Origin of the sequence: Streptomyces sp. NPDC053069 (assembly GCF_044546895.1) — a bacterium.
Classification (GTDB): domain Bacteria; phylum Actinomycetota; class Actinomycetes; order Streptomycetales; family Streptomycetaceae; genus Streptomyces.
In genome coordinates this window covers 446,348-464,320 of record NZ_JBITZN010000008.1, presented here as the reverse complement: position 1 = coordinate 464,320, position 17,973 = coordinate 446,348, and the positions used below count along the sequence as shown (strand labels likewise).

The 17,973-nt window shown below is 70.5% G+C and carries 20 protein-coding genes; 9 read left to right on the top strand and 11 right to left on the bottom strand.

Annotation, left to right across the window (positions count from 1 at the left end; translation table 11 throughout):
• Positions 1-343: 343 nt before the first annotated feature.
• Positions 344-994, bottom strand: coding sequence for a DNA-3-methyladenine glycosylase (locus ACIGXP_RS21675; RefSeq protein ID WP_363220899.1), 651 nt, complete (start codon positions 992-994; stop codon positions 344-346).
• A gap of 100 nt (positions 995-1,094) precedes the next feature.
• Here ACIGXP_RS21675 and ACIGXP_RS21670 point away from each other — a divergent pair, with 100 nt between their 5' ends.
• The 3 genes from ACIGXP_RS21670 (at position 1,095) to ACIGXP_RS21660 (ending at position 3,152) form a co-directional block, all read left to right on the top strand.
• Entirely contained in the window at positions 1,095-1,877 is a 783-nt protein-coding gene (locus tag ACIGXP_RS21670; RefSeq protein ID WP_363220900.1) for a sporulation protein, read from the top strand.
• A gap of 44 nt (positions 1,878-1,921) precedes the next feature.
• Entirely contained in the window at positions 1,922-2,452 is a 531-nt protein-coding gene (locus ACIGXP_RS21665) for a YbhB/YbcL family Raf kinase inhibitor-like protein (protein WP_363220901.1), read from the top strand.
• A gap of 193 nt (positions 2,453-2,645) precedes the next feature.
• Complete coding sequence (locus ACIGXP_RS21660; protein ID WP_363220902.1) at positions 2,646-3,152, top strand: HNH endonuclease; 507 nt, start codon at positions 2,646-2,648, stop codon at positions 3,150-3,152.
• 92 nt (positions 3,153-3,244) lie between these two features.
• On the opposite strand, the gene ACIGXP_RS21655 is transcribed toward ACIGXP_RS21660, so the two are convergent.
• The 3 genes from ACIGXP_RS21655 to ACIGXP_RS21645 form a co-directional block, all read right to left on the bottom strand.
• The gene (locus tag ACIGXP_RS21655; protein ID WP_363220130.1) at positions 3,245-4,204 is read right to left on the bottom strand and encodes an SPFH domain-containing protein; all 960 of its coding nucleotides are present in this window, start codon (positions 4,202-4,204) and stop codon (positions 3,245-3,247) included.
• A 134-nt stretch (positions 4,205-4,338) separates the two neighbouring features.
• Positions 4,339-4,770, bottom strand: coding sequence for an NfeD family protein (locus ACIGXP_RS21650; RefSeq protein ID WP_363220131.1), 432 nt, complete (start codon positions 4,768-4,770; stop codon positions 4,339-4,341).
• A gap of 83 nt (positions 4,771-4,853) precedes the next feature.
• Entirely contained in the window at positions 4,854-5,645 is a 792-nt protein-coding gene (locus ACIGXP_RS21645) for an ABC transporter ATP-binding protein (RefSeq protein ID WP_363220132.1), read from the bottom strand.
• A 150-nt stretch (positions 5,646-5,795) separates the two neighbouring features.
• On the opposite strand from ACIGXP_RS21645, the gene ACIGXP_RS21640 reads away from it, so the two are divergent.
• Positions 5,796-6,584: a hypothetical protein gene (locus tag ACIGXP_RS21640; protein WP_363220133.1), complete on the top strand. Its 789-nt coding sequence runs from the start codon at positions 5,796-5,798 to the stop codon at positions 6,582-6,584.
• A 69-nt stretch (positions 6,585-6,653) separates the two neighbouring features.
• On the opposite strand, the gene chpE is transcribed toward ACIGXP_RS21640, so the two are convergent.
• The 3 genes from chpE to ACIGXP_RS21625 all read right to left on the bottom strand — a co-directional run bounded on the left by chpE (position 6,654) and on the right by ACIGXP_RS21625 (position 8,883).
• Complete coding sequence (gene chpE / locus ACIGXP_RS21635) at positions 6,654-6,899, bottom strand: chaplin ChpE (RefSeq protein ID WP_363220134.1); 246 nt, start codon at positions 6,897-6,899, stop codon at positions 6,654-6,656.
• A gap of 171 nt (positions 6,900-7,070) precedes the next feature.
• On the bottom strand, positions 7,071-7,712 hold the full coding sequence (locus ACIGXP_RS21630; protein WP_399770484.1) for a response regulator: 642 nt from the start codon (positions 7,710-7,712) through the stop codon (positions 7,071-7,073).
• A complete protein-coding gene (locus ACIGXP_RS21625; RefSeq protein ID WP_399770481.1) occupies positions 7,705-8,883 on the bottom strand; it encodes a GAF domain-containing sensor histidine kinase in 1,179 nt (392 codons plus the stop codon). Before ACIGXP_RS21625 ends, ACIGXP_RS21630 begins: the two co-directional genes overlap by 8 nt.
• 228 nt (positions 8,884-9,111) lie before the next feature.
• On the opposite strand from ACIGXP_RS21625, the gene ACIGXP_RS21620 reads away from it, so the two are divergent.
• The 3 genes from ACIGXP_RS21620 to ACIGXP_RS21610 all read left to right on the top strand — a co-directional run bounded on the left by ACIGXP_RS21620 (position 9,112) and on the right by ACIGXP_RS21610 (position 11,946).
• On the top strand, positions 9,112-9,807 hold the full coding sequence (locus ACIGXP_RS21620; RefSeq protein ID WP_399770479.1) for an SDR family NAD(P)-dependent oxidoreductase: 696 nt from the start codon (positions 9,112-9,114) through the stop codon (positions 9,805-9,807).
• Positions 9,804-10,880, top strand: a complete 1,077-nt coding sequence (locus ACIGXP_RS21615; protein ID WP_399770476.1) for an S-adenosylmethionine:tRNA ribosyltransferase-isomerase — start codon at positions 9,804-9,806, stop codon at positions 10,878-10,880. The genes ACIGXP_RS21620 and ACIGXP_RS21615 overlap by 4 nt, the downstream gene beginning before the upstream one ends.
• 304 nt (positions 10,881-11,184) lie before the next feature.
• On the top strand, positions 11,185-11,946 hold the full coding sequence (locus ACIGXP_RS21610; RefSeq protein ID WP_399770473.1) for a transglycosylase SLT domain-containing protein: 762 nt from the start codon (positions 11,185-11,187) through the stop codon (positions 11,944-11,946).
• 82 nt (positions 11,947-12,028) lie between these two features.
• On the opposite strand, the gene ACIGXP_RS21605 is transcribed toward ACIGXP_RS21610, so the two are convergent.
• A complete protein-coding gene (locus tag ACIGXP_RS21605; RefSeq protein ID WP_399770471.1) occupies positions 12,029-14,644 on the bottom strand; it encodes an FHA domain-containing protein in 2,616 nt (871 codons plus the stop codon).
• Between the two features lie 343 nt (positions 14,645-14,987).
• Between ACIGXP_RS21605 and ACIGXP_RS21600 the strand changes: the two genes are divergently transcribed.
• Both ACIGXP_RS21600 and serB read left to right on the top strand, forming a co-directional pair.
• On the top strand, positions 14,988-15,224 hold the full coding sequence (locus ACIGXP_RS21600) for a hypothetical protein (protein ID WP_363220441.1): 237 nt from the start codon (positions 14,988-14,990) through the stop codon (positions 15,222-15,224).
• Positions 15,225-15,418: 194 nt separating this feature from the next.
• Positions 15,419-16,642, top strand: a complete 1,224-nt coding sequence (gene serB / locus ACIGXP_RS21595; protein WP_363220440.1) for a phosphoserine phosphatase SerB — start codon at positions 15,419-15,421, stop codon at positions 16,640-16,642.
• Between the two features lie 72 nt (positions 16,643-16,714).
• Here serB and ACIGXP_RS21590 read toward each other — a convergent pair whose 3' ends face one another.
• The 3 genes from ACIGXP_RS21590 to ACIGXP_RS21580 all read right to left on the bottom strand — a co-directional run bounded on the left by ACIGXP_RS21590 (position 16,715) and on the right by ACIGXP_RS21580 (position 17,831).
• A complete protein-coding gene (locus ACIGXP_RS21590) occupies positions 16,715-17,233 on the bottom strand; it encodes a histidine phosphatase family protein (protein WP_363220439.1) in 519 nt (172 codons plus the stop codon).
• 78 nt (positions 17,234-17,311) lie between these two features.
• Positions 17,312-17,518, bottom strand: a complete 207-nt coding sequence (locus ACIGXP_RS21585) for a hypothetical protein (RefSeq protein WP_399770467.1) — start codon at positions 17,516-17,518, stop codon at positions 17,312-17,314.
• Between the two features lie 193 nt (positions 17,519-17,711).
• The gene (locus ACIGXP_RS21580; RefSeq protein ID WP_363220437.1) at positions 17,712-17,831 is read right to left on the bottom strand and encodes an SGM_5486 family transporter-associated protein; all 120 of its coding nucleotides are present in this window, start codon (positions 17,829-17,831) and stop codon (positions 17,712-17,714) included.
• Positions 17,832-17,973 lie beyond the last annotated feature (142 nt).

Sequence of the window (17,973 nt, the reverse complement as noted above, 5' to 3'; positions counted from 1 at the left end):
AACGGTCGCTTCCTTCGTACTCACCCTCTCGGGCTTTCCTCCGGGCGCTTCCCTTCGGTGTTTCCGACTCTATCAGATCTTTTCTCGATCCGATTCCCTGTCGGCGGGATGTCTCCGGGGCTTTTGGCTTTCGCCGTCCGCCCTTTCGACATTCACTACGTTAGCTCATTCTCTCGGCGACTCATAATCGAGTCTCGCGAGTTCGAATTCGGGCACGCGAGCGCGCCAGAAACGACCCCGCCGAGGGGCTGTAGCTAGGTAGTGGGTTGGCCGCTCCGGCTGCAGGCGATCGCCGTACCCGGTTCAGCGGCTCGGGATACATTACGCACCTTCGCAGGGTGCGTCAACTTCGGCGGCGCCTCGGTACATGGGCTCGATAGGGGCTCACTGTCGGGTCGTCGGCCGCCCAGTAACGCCAGGGATGGATGTCGCCGTTCCCGCCTTCGCCGGCGACTCCCGTACGGGGGCCGCTTCGTACCTGGTCAGGGGCTATGGGCGTACCGGTCAGCATCCTCAGCGCGGTCTCACCGCTGGCACACGCGTCCGTACCGTCGAGTGCGCGGTCGACTTCCAGGGCCGTCGCCAGGCGGGCCGGCCCCTTGGCCAGTTCCTTGTCGTTCCGGGCCGAAACTCGACGTTTGCGGGCCAGGTCCACACCTTCGATCACCTCGCCGGCGCGGAGCAGGACGGCGCTCGCCCGGCCCTCGGGGCCGCAGACGAGGTTCATGCAGTGCCACATGCCATAGGTGAAGTAGACGTACACGTGTCCCGGCGGGCCGAACATCACCGCGTTGCGGGCGGTGCGGCCGCGGTAGGCGTGGGAGCCGGGGTCGTTCGGACCGTCGTACGCCTCGACCTCTGTGAGGCGTACGGCGATCGGGCCGTCCGGGGTCGTACGGACCAGGATGCGGCCGAGGAGGTCCGGTGCCACCTGGAGGACCGGGCGGTCGAAGAACTCTCTGGGCAGTGGCGTACGGTCCGGGGGCGCGATCATGCCCTCCGAGGGTAGTGCAGACGGAGCACCGCGCCGGCGGAACCGGTCGCGGGCGGATCGCGTTTGTAGGGGTCGAGGGTCCTTCGTAAAGGGAGAGTCAATGGCGTTCAAGAAGCTGCTTGCGAGCCTCGGGGCCGGCGGGGCGTCGGTCGAGACGGTGCTGACCGAGGTCAATGTCGTGCCGGGCGGGGTCGTCCAGGGTGAGGTGCGGATCCAGGGCGGGTCCGTGAACCAGGACATCGAGGGGCTGTCGGTCGGGCTGCAGGCCAAGGTCGAGGTGGAGAGCGGCGACCAGGAGTACAAGCAGGACATCGAGTTCACCAAGGTGCAGCTCGGTGGTGCCTTCGAGCTGCAGGCGGGGGCCGTGCACGCGGTGCCGTTCGGTCTGGAGATCCCCTGGGAGACTCCGGTCACGATGATCGACGGGCAGGCGCTGCGCGGGATGCACATCGGGGTGACGACCGAGCTGGCGATCGCGCGGGCCGTGGACTCGACGGATCTGGACCCGGTCAACGTGCATCCGCTGCCGGCGCAGAAGGCGATCCTGGACGCGTTCATCCAGCTGGGCTTCCGCTTCAAGAACGCGGACATGGAGCGCGGTCACATCCGGGGTACGCGGCAGCGGCTGCCGTTCTACCAGGAGATCGAGTTCTACCCGCCGTCGCAGTACCGGGGCCTGAACCAGGTCGAGCTGAGCTTCGTGGCCGACGAGCACGCGATGGACGTCGTGCTGGAGATGGACAAGAAGCCGGGTCTGTTCAGCGAGGGCTCGGACACCTACCGGTCCTTCCAGGTGGGTCTGAACGACTGGCAGGGGACCGACTGGGCGGCTTATCTCAACCAGTGGCTGTCCGAGGTCGGCGGCAAGCGCAACTGGTTCTAGGCTCGGGACAGCTGGTTCCAGATCATCGATCAGGAGGTACCGAGGTGACCGAGCTCAAGCGGCGGCCGCTCCCCCATGACTTCCATCCGCCCGTGCCGTCGTTCACGGTGACGAGCGCGGACATCGAGGAGGGCGCGACGCTGAAGAGCGCCCAGGTCCACGCGGAGGGCAACACCTCGCCGCAGCTGCGCTGGGAGGGTTTCCCGCCGCAGACCAAGAGCTTCGCCGTGACCTGCTACGACCCGGACGCGCCGACCGGCAGCGGGTTCTGGCACTGGGTCCTGTTCGACATCCCGGCCTCCGTGACGGAGCTGCCGGCGGGTGCGGGCAGCGGCAAGTTCGAGGGCCTGCCCGAGGGTGCGGTGCATGCGCGCAACGACTATGGGACGAAGGACTTCGGTGGTGCCGCGCCGCCGCCCGGGGACGGGCCGCACCGGTACGTCTTCACGGTGTACGCGGTGGACCAGGAGAAGCTGGGTCCGGATGCGGATGCGTCGCCGGCCGTCGTCGGTTTCCATCTGCGGTTCCACGCGATCGCGCGGGCGCAGCTCATCGGTGAGTACGAGAACCGGTGAGTGCGAGAACCCCGCGCAGGGCTGAGCGCGGCGCCGCGATTCAGCCGAGCGTTCATTGAACGTTTGCCCGCCTTCGGTCTTGGAAGTGATCGGAGGCGGGCATTTTTTATTGCGTTGTCCATCTCGGCGCGCCCGTCCAGAGTTGATCCAAGCCCGCCGGGGGGTGGGCAGGTGCACACGGGAGGTGGGCTGGATGCGGGACACGCTGGTGCTGAACGCGAGCTTCGAGCCGCTGTCGACGGTGACGCTGAATCGAGCCGTCGTTCTGGTGCTCCAGGACAAGGCCGTCGTAGAGCAGGCCCATCCCGAACTGCGGATGCGCGGTGCCGATGTGGACATACCCGCGCCCCGGGTGATCAGACTGTGCAGGTACGTACGGGTGCCGTTCCGAAGACAAGCCCCGTGGTCGAGGCGGGGTGTGCTGGTCCGGGACCGGCACCGGTGCGCGTACTGCGGGCGCAGGGCGACGACCGTGGACCACGTGGTGCCCCGGGCGCAGGGTGGCACCGACTCGTGGCTGAACACGGTGGCGTCGTGTGCGGAGGACAATCACCGCAAGGCGGACCGGACTCCCGAGCAGGCGGGTATGCCGTTGCTTCGGCAGCCGTTCGAGCCGACGCCTCAGGACGCGATGCTGCTGGCGCTGGGGACCGAGGAGTTCGAGGCGCTTCCGGAGTGGCTGTCGCAGGCCGCCGCCTGACCCGTACGAGGCTTGACGCATGCGGCGCTCGGCCCACAGGGAGAGGGGCTCACCTTCCGCGGAAGGTGAGCCCCTCTCCCTGTACGAGGGTGTCAGTCGATCGACGGCTTCTCCCGGCGCTCCGTGCCGCCGTTGTGGCCGTTGCCCGACGAGCCGTTGTTGCCCGAACCGCCGCCGAGGGGGCCGAAGTTGCCCATGGCGCCGGAGAGGCCCTTGAGGGCGTCGCCGATTTCGCTGGGGACGATCCAGAGCTTGTTGGCGTCGCCCTCGGCGATCTTCGGGAGCATCTGCAGGTACTGGTAGGACAGGAGCTTCTGGTCGGGGTCGCCGGCGTGGATGGCCTCGAAGACCGTACGGACCGCCTGGGCCTCGCCCTCGGCGCGCAGGGCGGCGGCCTTGGCCTCGCCCTCGGCGCGCAGGATCTGGGACTGCTTCTCGCCCTCGGCGGTCAGGATGGCGGCCTGGCGCGTACCTTCGGCGGTGAGGATCGCAGCGCGCTTGTCACGGTCGGCGCGCATCTGCTTCTCCATCGAGTCCTGGATGGAGGTGGGCGGTTCGATGGCTTTCAGTTCCACGCGGTTGACGCGGATGCCCCACTTGCCCGTCGCCTCGTCGAGGACGCCGCGCAGGGCGGCGTTGATCTCCTCGCGGGAGGTCAGGGTGCGCTCCAGGTCCATGCCGCCGATGATGTTGCGGAGTGTGGTGACGGTGAGCTGCTCGATCGCCTGGATGTAGCTGGCGACCTCGTAGGTGGCCGCGCGGGCGTCCGTCACCTGGTAGTAGATGACCGTGTCGATGTTGACGACCAGGTTGTCCTGGGTGATCACCGGCTGCGGCGGGAACGGTACGACCTGTTCGCGCAGGTCGATGCGGTTGCGGATGGTGTCGATGAACGGGACCACGATGTTCAGGCCTGCGTTCAGCGTGCGCGTGTAGCGGCCGAAGCGCTCGACGATGGCGGCGCTGGCCTGTGGGATGACCTGGATGGTCTTGATCAGGGCGATGAAGACCAACACCACCAGAATGATCAGGACGATGATGACCGGTTCCATCGTGTTCCCCGTACCCCTCTCCGCCTCGGCGCCTCGGCAGATCCCGCTGGTTGTTGAAGATCTTGCTGGTCGAGTCTGACAGACCGTCGCCCAACTCGTGGGCCGGTTGCCTCAGATGAAGGAGGCCCGATGCCTCAGATGACGATGGCGGTGGCCCCTTCGATGTCCACGACGTCCACCTCCTGGCCCACCTCGTAGGCGCGTCCGGTGTCGAGGGCGCGGGCCGACCAGACCTCCCCGGCGAGCTTGATGCGGCCGCCGGAGCCGTCGACGCGTTCTAGGACGACTGCCTGCCTGCCCTTCAACGCGTCGACGCCGGTGGCGAGTTGGGGGCGCTGTCTGCCGTGCCGGGCCGCGATGGGGCGGACGACGGCGATGAGTGCGACGGAGACGACGACGAACGCGAGGACCTGGATCACGGCGTCGAAGCCGAGGCCCGACACCACGGCGGCGGCGACGGCCCCCACCGCGAGCATGCCGAACTCCGGCATCGCGGTGACCACGAGCGGGATTCCGAGCGCCGCCGCGCCGACGAGCCACCACACCCATGCGTCGATGTCGTTCACATGGTCATGGTAGGGCCGGGGTCGGGCGGCGGACAGGGCGCAAAAGGGAGCGGGGCCGGCTCACGACCGCCTCCGGTGGAGGGTCAGGACAGGGGCAGGCCCTGGGCGGTCCAGCGGTCGCCGACCTGCTCGACGACGAGCGGGAGGCCGAAGCAGAGAGAGAGGTTGCGGGAGGTCAGTTCCAGCTCGATCGGGCCGGCGGCGAGGACCTTGCCCTGGCGGATCATCAGGACGTGGGTGAAGCCGGGGGCGATCTCCTCGACGTGGTGCGTGACCATGATCATCGAGGGGGCGATGGGGTCGCGGGCGAGCCGGCCGAGGCGGCGGACCAGGTCCTCGCGGCCGCCGAGGTCGAGGCCGGCGGCGGGCTCGTCGAGCAGGAGCAGCTCGGGGTCGGTCATCAGGGCGCGGGCGATCATGGTGCGCTTGCGCTCGCCCTCGGAGAGGGTGCCGAACTTCCGGTCGAGGTAGTCGCTCATGCCGAGGCGGTCGAGGAAGGCGCGGGCGCGCTGCTCGTCGACCTCGTCGTACTCCTCCTGCCAGTGGGCGGTCATGCCGTAGGCGGCCGTCAGTACGGTCTCCAGCACGGTCTGGCGCTTGGGGAGCTTCTCGGCCAGTGCGATGCCGGCCATGCCGATACGGGGGCGCAGGTCGAAGACGTCGACCTTGCCGAGGGTGTCGCCGAGGATGGTGGCGGTGCCCTTGCTGGGGAAGAGGTAGCTGGAGGCGACGTTCAGGAGGGTGGTCTTGCCGGCGCCGTTGGGGCCGAGGATGACCCAGCGCTCGCCCTCCTTCACCGACCAGGAGACCTGGTCCACCAGAGCCCGGCCCTCGCGGACCACGGATACGTCCTGAAGCTCCAGAACATCGCTCATGAGCGCGTTGTCTCCCCTTGCAGTGTGGCCGGTCTCGGCTGTCGCGTAGGCCTGTGGCTCGGTCCGCCGCGCCGGTGGGCGCAGCCCTTATGAAATCTACGCCACGAGTGCCCGGCACCATTCCATCGGTCCTGTCCTTAGGGTGGGTGCATGCTCTCGGAACCGCGTTCAGGACGCCTTGCCGCTTGGGGAAATGCCCTTTTGGCCGGACTTGCCTCTCCGGATGACGCCGCGCTCGCCATTGTGGGCGAGGACACGGTGCACCGGGTGGAGGGGCTGCCCGGGGAATCCGCGCAGGTGGGGCTCACGCTCGCGCTGGGGCGGCTGCGGGCGCTGGGGGCGACGGGGCTGCGGGTCGCGCTGCCCGTGCCGGGGCATCCGCTGGGGCTGAGCGGGCCGCCGGAGTTCAATGCGCGGGCGCTGGAGGCCGAGGAGGCGGTGGTCTGCTTCGGGGCCGCGCTCGGGCTGGTGCCCCAGGTGTACGAGGCCGGGCCCGCCGGTGATGTGCATGCGGAGGTGGTCTGGCAGGTGCTGCCGGTGCGGGAGGCGCCGCCCGCCGATGTGCCGTCGCTGGGCGAGGCCGAGCGGGAGCTGGCGGAGGCGCTGCGCGACGCGACAGCCGTGCTCTCGAAGCTGGACGTGGCCGGGTCGGGGCCGGTGGCGGAGGCGGCGATCGACGCGTACCGGGCGCGGTCCGAGCGCGGGCGTGAGGTGCTGGCGCCGGGTTATCCGTCGCGCGCGGTGCGGGTGCTGGAGCTGGCGCAGCGGGTGGGGCTGCTGGTGTCCCTGGCGTATGACAAGGGGCACGGCGGTGCGGTCAGCTCCGCTGAGATGGCCGCGCGGTCCGAGGCGCTGCGGCCCGTGGAACGGACGGCGCGGCGGGCGCTGGTCGCGGCGTACAACTCCGTCGTGGAGGAGCGGGAGCGGGGAGTGCGGTAGGCGGCCGGCCAAAAGCGGACAGGCCTCCCGGTGCACACGGGAGGCCTGTGGTCACTGTGGGCCGGAAACTCAGTGGTTGAGACCGGTGTTGCCGAAGGCCGGGTTCAGCACGCCGATCACGTTCACGCTGTTGCCGACCGCGTTCACCGGGATGTGGACCGGGGCCTGGATGACGTTGCCCGAGATGACACCCGGGGAGCCCTGGGCGTCGCCGCAGGCGTGGGCGCCGGTGGTGGCGGAGGCCATCCCCGCGCCGGCAGCCATCAGGCCACCGGCCACCATCGTCACGGCCGCAGCCTTCTTCAGGTTCTTCACTTTCCAACCCCTCCTAGACGTTCACCGCGGCGGTTCGCCGCAGCACGCACTGGAGAACGGCACAGACCGCCGGAGGGTGCGCCATCCGGGTGACATTCCCACGACGGTATGAATCTCAGTCCATACCCTGACCCCTCGCGTTGCCCTCGGTGATGTCTTGGTGAGGGCGTTTCACCCGGTCACGCCATGGCGAACGGCCCACAGGGCGGCCTGGGTGCGGTCGGCGAGGTCCAGTTTCATGAGGATGTTGGAGACGTGCGTCTTGACGGTCTTCTCGGACAGCACCAGGGCGCGGGCGATCTCGCGGTTGGAGCGGCCGTCGGCTATCAGGCCGAGCACCTCACGTTCCCGTTCGGTGAGTGAAGTCCCTCTGCCCTGACCGGAGTTGCTCTCCTCCTGGGAGAGCAGGGCGCCGGCGACCTCCGGCTGGAGGAGGACGTGGCCGGCGTGCACGGAACGGATGGCGCCGGCGAGGGCGTCGGGGTCCACGTCCTTGTAGACGTATCCGGCGGCACCCGCGCGCAGCGCCGGTACGACCGTGCGCTGCTCGGTGAAGCTGGTGACGATCAGCACGCGCGCGGGGTTGCCGGCTTCGCGGAGCTTGCGCAGGGCGTCGATGCCGTCCATGCCCGGCATCTTGACGTCCATCAGGACGACGTCCGGCCGCAGTTCCTCGGCGCGGGCGACGCCCTCGGCGCCGTCGGCGGCCTCACCGACGACCTCGATGTCGTCCTGCACCTCCAGGAAGGTGCGCAGGCCCCGGCGGACGACCTGGTGGTCGTCGACGAGCAGTACCTTGATTGCGTCAGCCACCGGGGACCTCCATCTCGATCGTGGTGCCCTTGCCGGGCGCCGACTCCACGCTGAGCGCGCCGCCGACCCCGCTCGCCCGGTCCCGCATGGAGACCAGGCCCAGGTGGCGTCCGGCGCGGCGGACCGCCTTGGGGTCGAAGCCGTTGCCGTCGTCGGTGACGCGCAGCACGGCTCCGCAGCCGCGCCGCTGGACGCTCACGTCGACGTGCTCGGCGCCGGAGTGGCGCAGGGCGTTGTGCAGGGCCTCCTGGGCGACCCTGAGCAGGGCTTCCTCCTGGGCGGCGGGCAGGGCGCGGAAGCCGTTGCTGGTGAAGGTCACGCGCGCGGTGTGGGCGCGGTCGAGGACCTGGGTCTGGGTGCGCAGGGTGGCGATCAGGCCGTCCTCGTCCAGGGCGGCGGGGCGCAACTCGACCACCGCGGCACGCAGTTCGTCGGCGGCCTCGGCGGCGAGCGCGGCGACCTGGTGCAGCTCGCCCTTGGCGCGGGCGGGGTCCCGGTCGACGAGGGCCGCCGCGGCCTGGGCGGTCAGACGCAGCGAGAACAGCTTCTGGCTGACCGCGTCGTGCAGTTCGTGGGCGAGGCGGGAGCGTTCCTCGGCGATGGTCAGCTCACGGCTGCGCTCGTACAGCCGGGCGTTGGTGAGGGCGATGGCGGCGTGCTGGGCGAGGATGGCGAGCAGCTCCTCGTCCTCCGCGGTGAAGCCACAGCGCCCCTCGCGGTTCGGGCACGGGGGCTGTGAGGGGTGTCCCCCCGCAGGGCGCAGCTTGTTGGCGAGGAACAGGGCCCCGATGACCTCGTCGCCGTCGCGGATGGGCAGGCCCAGGAAATCGACCAGGTCCGGATGCGCGGACGGCCAGCCCTCGAAGCGGGGGTCCTTGCGCACGTCGGCGAGGCGCTCGGCCTTCGCCTCGTGCAGCATCGCGGCGAGGATGCCGTGCTGGCGGGGCAGCGGGCCGATGGCCTTCCACTGGGCGTCGCTGACGCCGTCGACGACGAACTGGGCGAAGCCCCCGTGGTCGTCAGGGACGCCGAGGGCGGCGTACTGCGCGTCGAGCAGCTCGCGGGCGGAGGCGACGATCGTCTTGAGGACGTCGCGCACCTCCAGGTGCCTGCTCATGGCCAGCAGCGCGGAACTGACCGCGGCGAGGCCGGACCGGGGGCCTTGACTCATGTCCTCACGGTACCGGCGGGGTGTGACAGAGCGGATGGGACCTGTGACGGCCGGCCCTGGTCCGCTGGACCTAGGGCTGCGGGTCTGGGTCCCGGGGCCCCGGCCGTGCGGTGTACGCCGAAGGACCCCTCGGTTCTGCGGCCCGCGTCCGAGGCGGCCGGGGCGGTGCCGTTCCTACGGTGTCGGCACCGCCCGATGAGGGCGGCCAGCGACGAGGGGACGGTAGTCATGCCGGTAGCGATCATCACGGGGGCCTCGAAGGGGCTGGGGCGGGCGCTCGCCGAGGCGCTGGCCGCGCGGGGCTGGGACCTGGTGCTGGACGCCCGGGGCGCCGAGGCGCTCAAGGAGGCCACGGAGAGCGTCTCCGGGCACGGCACGCGCGTGGAGGCACTGGCCGGGGATGTGACGGACGCCGGGCACCGGGCGGAGCTGGTGGCGGCGGCCCGCGCGCTCGGCGGTGTCGATCTGCTCGTGAGCAATGCCAGTGCGCTGGGCGCGGAGCCGCTGGTGCGGCTGGCCGAGCTGCCCCTGGAGGGGTTGCGGCGGGCGCTGGAGGTGAACGTGGTGGCCGCGCTGGGCCTGGTCCGTGAGGCGCTGCCGCTGCTGCGCCGGTCGCCGGCCGGGACGGTGGTCGCGGTCAGCTCGGACGCGGCGGCCGAGGCGTACGGGACGTGGGGCGGCTACGGCGCCTCGAAGGCGGCCCTGGACCAGCTCGTGGCGGTGCTGGGGGTGGAGGAGCCCGGCCTGCGGGTGTGGGCGGTGGATCCCGGGGACATGGCGACGGAACTGTATGCGGCGGCCGTACCCGACGACGACGATCCGCGTCCGGCGCCCGCCGCGGTCGTACCGGCGTTCCTGCGGTTGCTGGACGAGCGGCCGGCCAGCGGGCGGTACGCGGCGCCCGCGCTGCTGGAGGAGCGGTGAGGACGGCAGTGCGCGTGCCGCAGGGACGGTCCGCGCGCGTGCCCGCCGAGCAGCGCGGTCCGGGGCTGGACCGGGACGCCGTACGGCTGCTGGTGTCGCGCGGTACGGAGGTGACGCATCACGCGTTCCCCGAGCTGCCGCTGCTGCTGCGGGCCGGGGACGTGCTGGTGGTGAACACCTCCCCCACGCTCGCCGCGGCGGTGGACGGGCGGATCGGGCACGCGCGCGTGGTGGTGCATTTCTCCACGCGCGGGGACGACGGCCGATGGGCGGTGGAGGTGCGCGAGCCGGACGGGCAGGGCACTACACGCGCGCGTGCGGGCACGCATGCGGGTACGGAGGTGGTGGTCCCGGGGGCGGGGCGGCTGGTGCTGGAGGAGCCGCTGACCCCGCGCGGGGAGCGGCTGTGGTGGGCCCGGTCGGGCGGGGACGTCCTGGAGATGCTGCGCGCCTGCGGGCGGCCCATTCGCTACTCCTATACGGAGCGCGACCAGCCGCTGTCGGTGTACCAGACGGTGTTCGCGCTGCCGTCGCCGGACGGGTCGGGCAGTGCGGAGATGCCGAGTGCGGCGCGGCCTTTCACCGCGCGCCTGGTGGCGGAGCTGGTGAGCCGGGGTGTGCAGTTCGCGCCGGTCACGCTGCACACGGGGGTGGCGTCGGCGGAGGCACACGAGCCGCCGTATCCGGAGCGGTTCGCGGTGCCGGAGGCGTCGGCGCGGCTGATCAACGCCGTGCGGGCGGCTGCGGGCAGGGTGATCGCGGTCGGTACGACGGCCGTGCGGGCCGTGGAGTCGGCGGCCGGGCCGGACGCGGTGGTGCGGGCGGCCGAGGGCTGGACGGACCTGGTCGTGACGCCGGAGCGCGGGGTGCGGGTGGTGGACGGGCTGCTGACCGGGCTGCACGAGCCGGAGGCCTCGCATCTGCTGATGCTGGAGGCGGTGGCGGGCAGGACGGCGGTCGACCGCGCTTACGACGAGGCGCTGCGGGGGCTCTACCTGTGGCACGAGTTCGGCGACGTCCATCTCATCCTCCCGGACGAGGGCCCTCACGGAGCGCATTGCGACGGCAACTGATGGTGAGACTGTTACGTCGCCGATGTGAGCCCGCACATAGGGCCCACATCACGTACGAACGGACATAGGAGATAAACATCCCGGAGTGAACGGGACAGACGGTCCAATCTGTCCCGTTTTGCCCCTCCCTGATCCACTACCGAGGATCGTACGTCACACCTTTGCCTGGGCATTTTGCGCCCGCTAAGAATTGCTTCCGTCGCTCAGCGCCGCGGCTACCAGCCCGCGGCGTTCGTGCGGGAGGAGCCGATTCCCCCGGCGGACGCAGGAGCGACCTCCGCGCCAACGAAGAGGTCCATCAGCCATGCCCAAGAACATCCTCAACCGTGCTCATAGTCGTGCCCTGACCAAGCAGCACAAGATCGCCGTCGCCGGTGTCGCCGCTCTCGGCACCGCCGCCATCGCCCTGTCGGCCGTCCCCGGCCACGCGGACACCGTCACCACCGGCGCCCCGGCCGCCACCGCCCAGGTAGCCACCGCCCAGGTCGCCTCCGCCACCGCGCTGAAGAACGTCAAGGGCACGGTCACCGACCAGCTCGCCACCGAGACGGTCAAGCTCGACACGTTCGCCGCGCAGAAGAAGGCCGCCGACGAGGCCGCCGCCAAGCAGCGCGCCGAGGCCGCGGCGAAGAAGGCCGCCGCCGACGCCGCCGCGAAGAAGGCCGCGCAGGACCGCGCCGCCAAGGCGGTCGTGAGCCGCTCCGCGCAGCGCGTCGCGATGCAGCCGGTCGCCGCGAAGACCTACGCGAACAACCTCGACGGCTGGATCCGCCAGGCGCTGGACATCATGAAGCAGCACAACATCCCGGGCTCCTACAGCGGCCTGCACCGCAACATCATGCGTGAGTCCTCGGGCAACCCGATGGCCATCAACGACTGGGACATCAACGCCGTCAACGGCATCCCGTCCAAGGGCCTGCTGCAGGTGATCCAGCCCACCTTCAACACCTACCACGTGCCGGGCACGTCCTCGAACATCTACGACCCGGTCGCCAACATCACCGCCGCCGCCAACTACGCGGCCCACCGGTACGGCTCGATCGACAACGTCAACAGCGCGTACTGAGGTCGGCGCGGACCTCTCAGAGACGCGAAAGGGCGGCACCCCGTACGGGGTGCCGCCCTTCGGCGTCTGTGCCCGGGCGCGGCTACTTCCGCATGACCTCCGGCTCGTGCCGGCGCAGGAAGCGGGCCACGAAGAAGCCGCAGATCACGCCGAGCACGATCAGTGCGATCATGTCCCCGGTCCAGGCGCCCGCCGTGTGGTTCCACAGCGGGTCGTTGTCGCCGGCGGTCTCCGGCGGGCTGAGCCGGTTGAAGTCCAGCGTGGCGCCGGCCGCGGCGACCGCCCAGCGGGACGGCATCAGGTATGAGAACTCGTTGACGCCGACCGTGCCGTGCAGCGCGAACAGGCAGCCGGTGAAGACGACCTGGATGATCGCGAACATGACCAGCAGCGGCATGGTCTTCTCGGCGGTCTTCACCAGCGAGGAGATGATCAGGCCGAACATCATCGCGGCGAAACCGAGCCCCATGATCGGCAGGCACAGCTCCAGCAGAGTGGCGTTGCCGAGGATGAGGCCCTGGTCCGGGACCTCTCGCCTGCCGAAGCCGATGACGCCGACCAGCAGCCCCTGGAGCCCGGTGATCACGCCGAGCACGAACACCTTCGACATCAGGTACGCCGACCGGGACAGGCCGGTCGCGCGCTCCCGCTCGTAGATCACCCGTTCCTTGATCAGCTCACGGACCGAGTTGGCGGCACCGGCGAAGCAGGCGCCGACGGCGAGGATCAGCAGCACGGTGGTGGCCGTGCCGTTGGGCACGATCTGCCCGGTCTGCGGATTGGCGCCGTTGGGCAGCAGGCCGCGGTCGGGGTGGATCAGCAGGCTGACCGAGCCGATGACGGCCGGCAGGAGCACCATCAGGGCCAGGAAACCGCGGTCGGAGGCAATGACCGACACATAGCGCCGCACCAGGGTGACGAACTGGGAGAACCAGCCCTGCGGCTTGGGCGGCCTGATCGCCTGCATCGGCGGCATCTGTACCGCCTGCGGTACGGCCGAGTCGACGTCCGCGGCGTACAGCTGGTAGTGCTGCGAGCCCTTCCAGCGGCCCGCCCAGTCGTAGTCGCGGTAGCTCTCGAAGGCGGAGAAGACATCGGCCCAGCTGTCGTAGCCGAAGAAGTTCAGCGCCTCCTCGGGCGGGCCGAAGTAGGCAACCGCGCCGCCCGGCGCCATCACCAGCAGCTTGTCGCACAGCGCCAGCTCGGCCACCGAGTGGGTGACGACGAGGACCGTACGGCCGTCGTCGGCGAGGCCGCGCAGCAGCTGCATGACATCGCGGTCCATGCCCGGGTCGAGACCGGAGGTCGGCTCGTCCAGGAAGATCAGCGAGGGCTTGGTGAGGAGCTCCAGGGCCACCGAGACGCGCTTGCGCTGTCCGCCGGACAGGGAGGTGACCTTCTTGTCCTTGTGGATGTCGAGCTTGAGCTCACGCAGCACCTCGTCGATGCGGGCGTCGCGTTCGGCCGCGGTGGTGTCGGCCGGGAAGCGCAGCTTGGCCGCGTACTTCAGGGCCTTCTTGACACTCAGTTCCTTGTGCAGGATGTCGTCCTGCGGGACCAGACCGATGCGCTGGCGCAGCTCGGCGAACTGCTTGTACAGGTTCCGGTTGTCGTACAGCACCTCGCCCTGGTTGGCGGGCCGGTAGCCGGTGAGCGCCTTGAGCAGGGTCGACTTGCCGGATCCGGACGGGCCGATGACCGCGACCAGGGACTTCTCCGGGACGCCGAAGGAGACGTCCCGCAGGATCTGCTTGCCCCCGTCGACCGTCACGGTCAGATGGCGCGCGGAGAAGGAGACCTCACCGGTGTCGACGAACTCCTCGAGCCGGTCGCCGACGATCCGGAAGGTGGAGTGGCCGACGCCGACGATGTCGGCGGGGCCCAGCTGCACCGAGCCGCCCTTGGGGATCGGCTGGCCGTTGACGTAGGTGCCGTTGTGCGAGCCGAGGTCGCGGATCTCCAGCCGGCCGTCGGGCGTGGCGTGGAACTCGGCGTGGTGCCGGGAGACCTGCAGGTCGGAGACGACCAGCTCGTTCTCCAGGGCACGGCCGATGCGCATCACGCGGTCGAGCGCGAACTGGTGGAAGGTCGTCGGGCTGCGGTCGCCGTGGACCGGCGGCGCCCCCGCGCCACCACCGGGCGTGTTCTGCGCGTACTGGTCGGCGGGCCCCGCCTGCTGCGGAAACGCGGGCGCCTGCTGCTGCCAGCCGGGCTGCGGAGCCTGCTGCTGCGCGGGCGCCTGGTGCGGCACGGCCGGCTGGGGAGCCGGTGCCTGCGGCTGTGCGGCGGCCGGCTGCTGCGCGGCGGCCGGCGGCTGTGCGGCGGCCTGCTGCGGGGCCGGCTGGGCCCAGCCCGGCGCGCCGGCGCCCTGCGCGGCGTACGGCGCCGACTGCTGCTGGCCGGCCGCGGCCCCGGACAGGTTCAGCCGCGGTCCGTCGGTCGCGTTGCCGAGGTGCAGCGACACACCCGGCCCGATCTCCGTCTGCTGGATCCGCCGGCCCTGCACGAACGTGCCGTTGGTGCTGCCATGGTCCTCGATGACCCAACTACGGCCGTCGAAGCTGACCGTGGCGTGCCGCCAGGACACCCTGGCGTCGTCGAAGACGATGTCACCCTGCGGATCACGGCCGAGGGTGTAGGGCCTGGACGGGTCCAACGTCCAGGTCCGTCCATTTGATTCCAGTACGAGTTCCGGCACTCCATGCCCCACTGAGTTGTCCCCCGAGTTACCCCCATCGCAGGGAGTCTAGGGATGTCGAACATCGTGGGGAACTATTTCAGGCTCAGCCCCGTGACCGAAACCCGGGCCTTGCCAGGAGCGCCTGCACGCGCTCCGACTCACCGCGCTGTCCCGTTCGACCGGGTTGAAACCGGGCCGGACAGTGGCAATACCGGCGAGGAGGGCGAATAACGGTGACGGCTGCGGCAGCAGTTGCCGTCGCCCCGGCCGAACTCCTCGCCTGCGCGGGCATGGTGACCTTCGGGTCGGTGTGCGAGGCGGGGAAGCGGGAAGTGATGACGCCAGGCGATGGGAGGCAGTGATGGCGAACTTTCTCGACCGGGCCAGGGAACAGGCGCAGAGCGCCCTGAACCAGGGCAAGCAGAAGGTGGACGAGCTCCAGCAGCAGCGGGCCGGGAACGATCTGCTGAAGCAGCTGGGGGCGGCGTACTACGCCGAGCGGCGCGGTTCCGGGTCGGCGGAGGCCACTCAGCAGGCCCTGTCCGCTCTGGAGGCCCACATCTCCGCTCACGGGGACGGCTTCCTGCGCGGAAGCTGAGCCGGCGGCCCCCGGCGCTGCCGGACACGGCATCTCGTGGCAGAGTCGAGGGGGAGCCGGGGGCTGCCGTGTGCGGGGGCAGGGCGTCTCCCGGTGGCAAGATCCCTGACACCGGCGCGTCATCCATTGTTCCGTGTCCGTCAGGCGGACCTCGGCGGCGCACGGCACTGGGTGCCGGATACGGTGGTGACACCATGAGCGCTTCGCAGACCTCCGTTTCACAGACCCCCGAGGTCCCGACTCTCCTTGTCAAGATCTTCGGCAGGGACAGGCCGGGCATCACGGCCGGCCTCTTCGACACCCTGGCCACCTACCTCGTCGACGTGGTCGACATCGAGCAGGTCGTCACCCGGGGCCGCCTGGTGCTGTGCGCGCTGGTCACCCAGCCGCCGGCCGGACTGGAGGGCGACCTCAGGGCCACCGTGCACAGCTGGGCCGAGTCGATGAAGATGCAGGCAGAGATCATCTCGGGGCGCGGCGACAACCAGCCGCGTGGCCTCGGGCGCTCTCTGGTGACCGTCCTCGGCCATCCGCTGACCGCCGAGTCGACTGCCGCCATCGCCGCCCGGATCGCGAAGGCCGGCGGCAACATCGACCGTATCTTCCGGCTCGCCAAGTACCCGGTGACGGCAGTGGAGTTCGCCGTTTCCGGAGTGGAGACCGAGCCGCTGCGCACGGCCCTCGCCACCGACGCGGCGGCACTGGGTGTCGACGTCGCGGTCGTCTCGGCGGGCCTGCACCGGCGCGCTCAGCGTCTGGTGGTCATGGACGTGGACTCCACACTGATCCAGGACGAGGTCATCGAGCTGTTCGCGGCGCACGCCGGCTGCGAGGACAAGGTCGCCGAGGTGACGGCGGCGGCGATGCGCGGGGAGCTGGACTTCGAGCAGTCGCTGCACGCGCGCGTGGCGCTGCTGGAGGGGCTGGACGCCTCCGTGGTGGAGAAGGTGCGCAACGAGGTCCGGCTGACGCCGGGCGCCCGCACCCTGATCCGCACGCTGAAGCGGCTCGGTTACCAGGTCGGTGTCGTCTCCGGTGGCTTCACGCAGGTCACGGACGATCTGAGAGAACGGTTGGGTCTGGACTTCGCGCAGGCCAACACGCTGGAGATCGTCGACGGCAAGCTCACCGGCCGGGTCACGGGCGAGATCGTGGACCGCGCCGGCAAGGCGCGGCTGCTGCGCCGGTTCGCTGCGGAGGCCGGGGTGCCGCTGTCACAGACGGTGGCGATCGGTGACGGCGCCAACGACCTGGACATGCTGAACGCTGCCGGTCTGGGCGTCGCCTTCAACGCCAAGCCGGTGGTCCGCGAGGCGGCACACACAGCGGTGAACTTCCCCTTCCTCGACACGGTGCTGTACCTGCTGGGCGTCACCCGGGAAGAGGTCGAGGCAGCCGACACGCACGACGAGGGCTGAGCCCGGTCCGGCCGGCCGGATGCGCCAGGGCCCGGCACCGCGCAGGTGCCGGGCCCCCGCGTCTGTGCGAGGTCACTCGGCGGGCGCCCAGTAGTCCATGAGCGTGGCCACGCCCGGCTCCAGGGTCTTCCAGGGGCCGTCGAAGGACAGCACCGCGAAGCCGGCCGCCGGGAAGCCGCGGCGGTTCATCCGCTCCCGGGCGTCCTGCTCGGCCGTGCCGGACAGGATGTCGGCCAGGCCGTGGACGCCCGGGTTGTGGCCGATCAGGATCAGGTTCCGCACGTCGTCCGGAGTCTCGTTGAGCACGGCGATCAGTTCGCCGGGCGAGGCTTCGTAGATCCGCTCCTCGTAGACGGTCTTCGGCCGGTGTGCCAGCTCGTGGACGGCGAGCTTCCAGGTCTCGCGGGTCCGGGTCGCGGTGGAGCACAGGGCGAGGTCGAAGGTGATACCGGTGTCGGCCAGCTTGCGTCCGGCGACCGCGGCGTCCTTGCGGCCCCGCTCGGCGAGCGGGCGCTCATGGTCGGACACCTGTGGCCAGTCGGCTTTCGCATGCCGGAGGAGGACGATCCTGCGAGGTTCTGCGGCGCTCATGGGACCCAGCTTCGCATGAAACACGCCAGGCGGCGCAGGGAGTTGACATGCGGATTCACCGCGTGCGGAGACTTCGGGTCAGCGCGTGAGGAGCTGCTGGGCGCGCTCGAAGAGGTGCGTGATCGCCGGGTCGCTGCTCGCCGCGTGTGCGTCCGACGGGTTGAGTATCAGGACCAGGAGCGCGATGAAAGCGAGCGCGGGCAGGGCCAGGGCCCACCAGGGCAGCCGGATGTCGACGCCGCCCGTGGTCGCCGGGTGGGGCCGGGAAGGGATGCGGGCCGGCATGATCGCCTCCGGGGGTCTTCGAGCGGGTCCGTGACCGTGTCGTGCGGCCACGTCTCGAAGCTACGGAATCCGGGGCCGTCAACCCATCCGGGCATCCACCCAGTTGACCCTGAGCCTTGCCCCCTAGGGGATGGGGGGCTGTCCCCACCGTCCGCCGCCGGAAGCGGGCCGGGACACCGCCCGGCCGCGCCCGTCACGGGGAGGCGATGATCGCGATGACGGCGATGACGGCGAAGATGGCGAAGAACGCGCCGAAGACGAGCAGCATCTTCTTCTGGCCGTTCTGCGGGTTCGGGTCGAGCACAGGCTGCATGCGCCCAGTCTCGCACCCTCCGCTCCGCTGGGTTCGGCCGGGGCGGGAGACCCGCACCTGCCCGGCGAGGGGGCCGGTGGTCACGCACGCCGCCCCCGGAGCCGACCGCCCGGCCGAACGAGAGCCGCCCGGAGTGGACCGC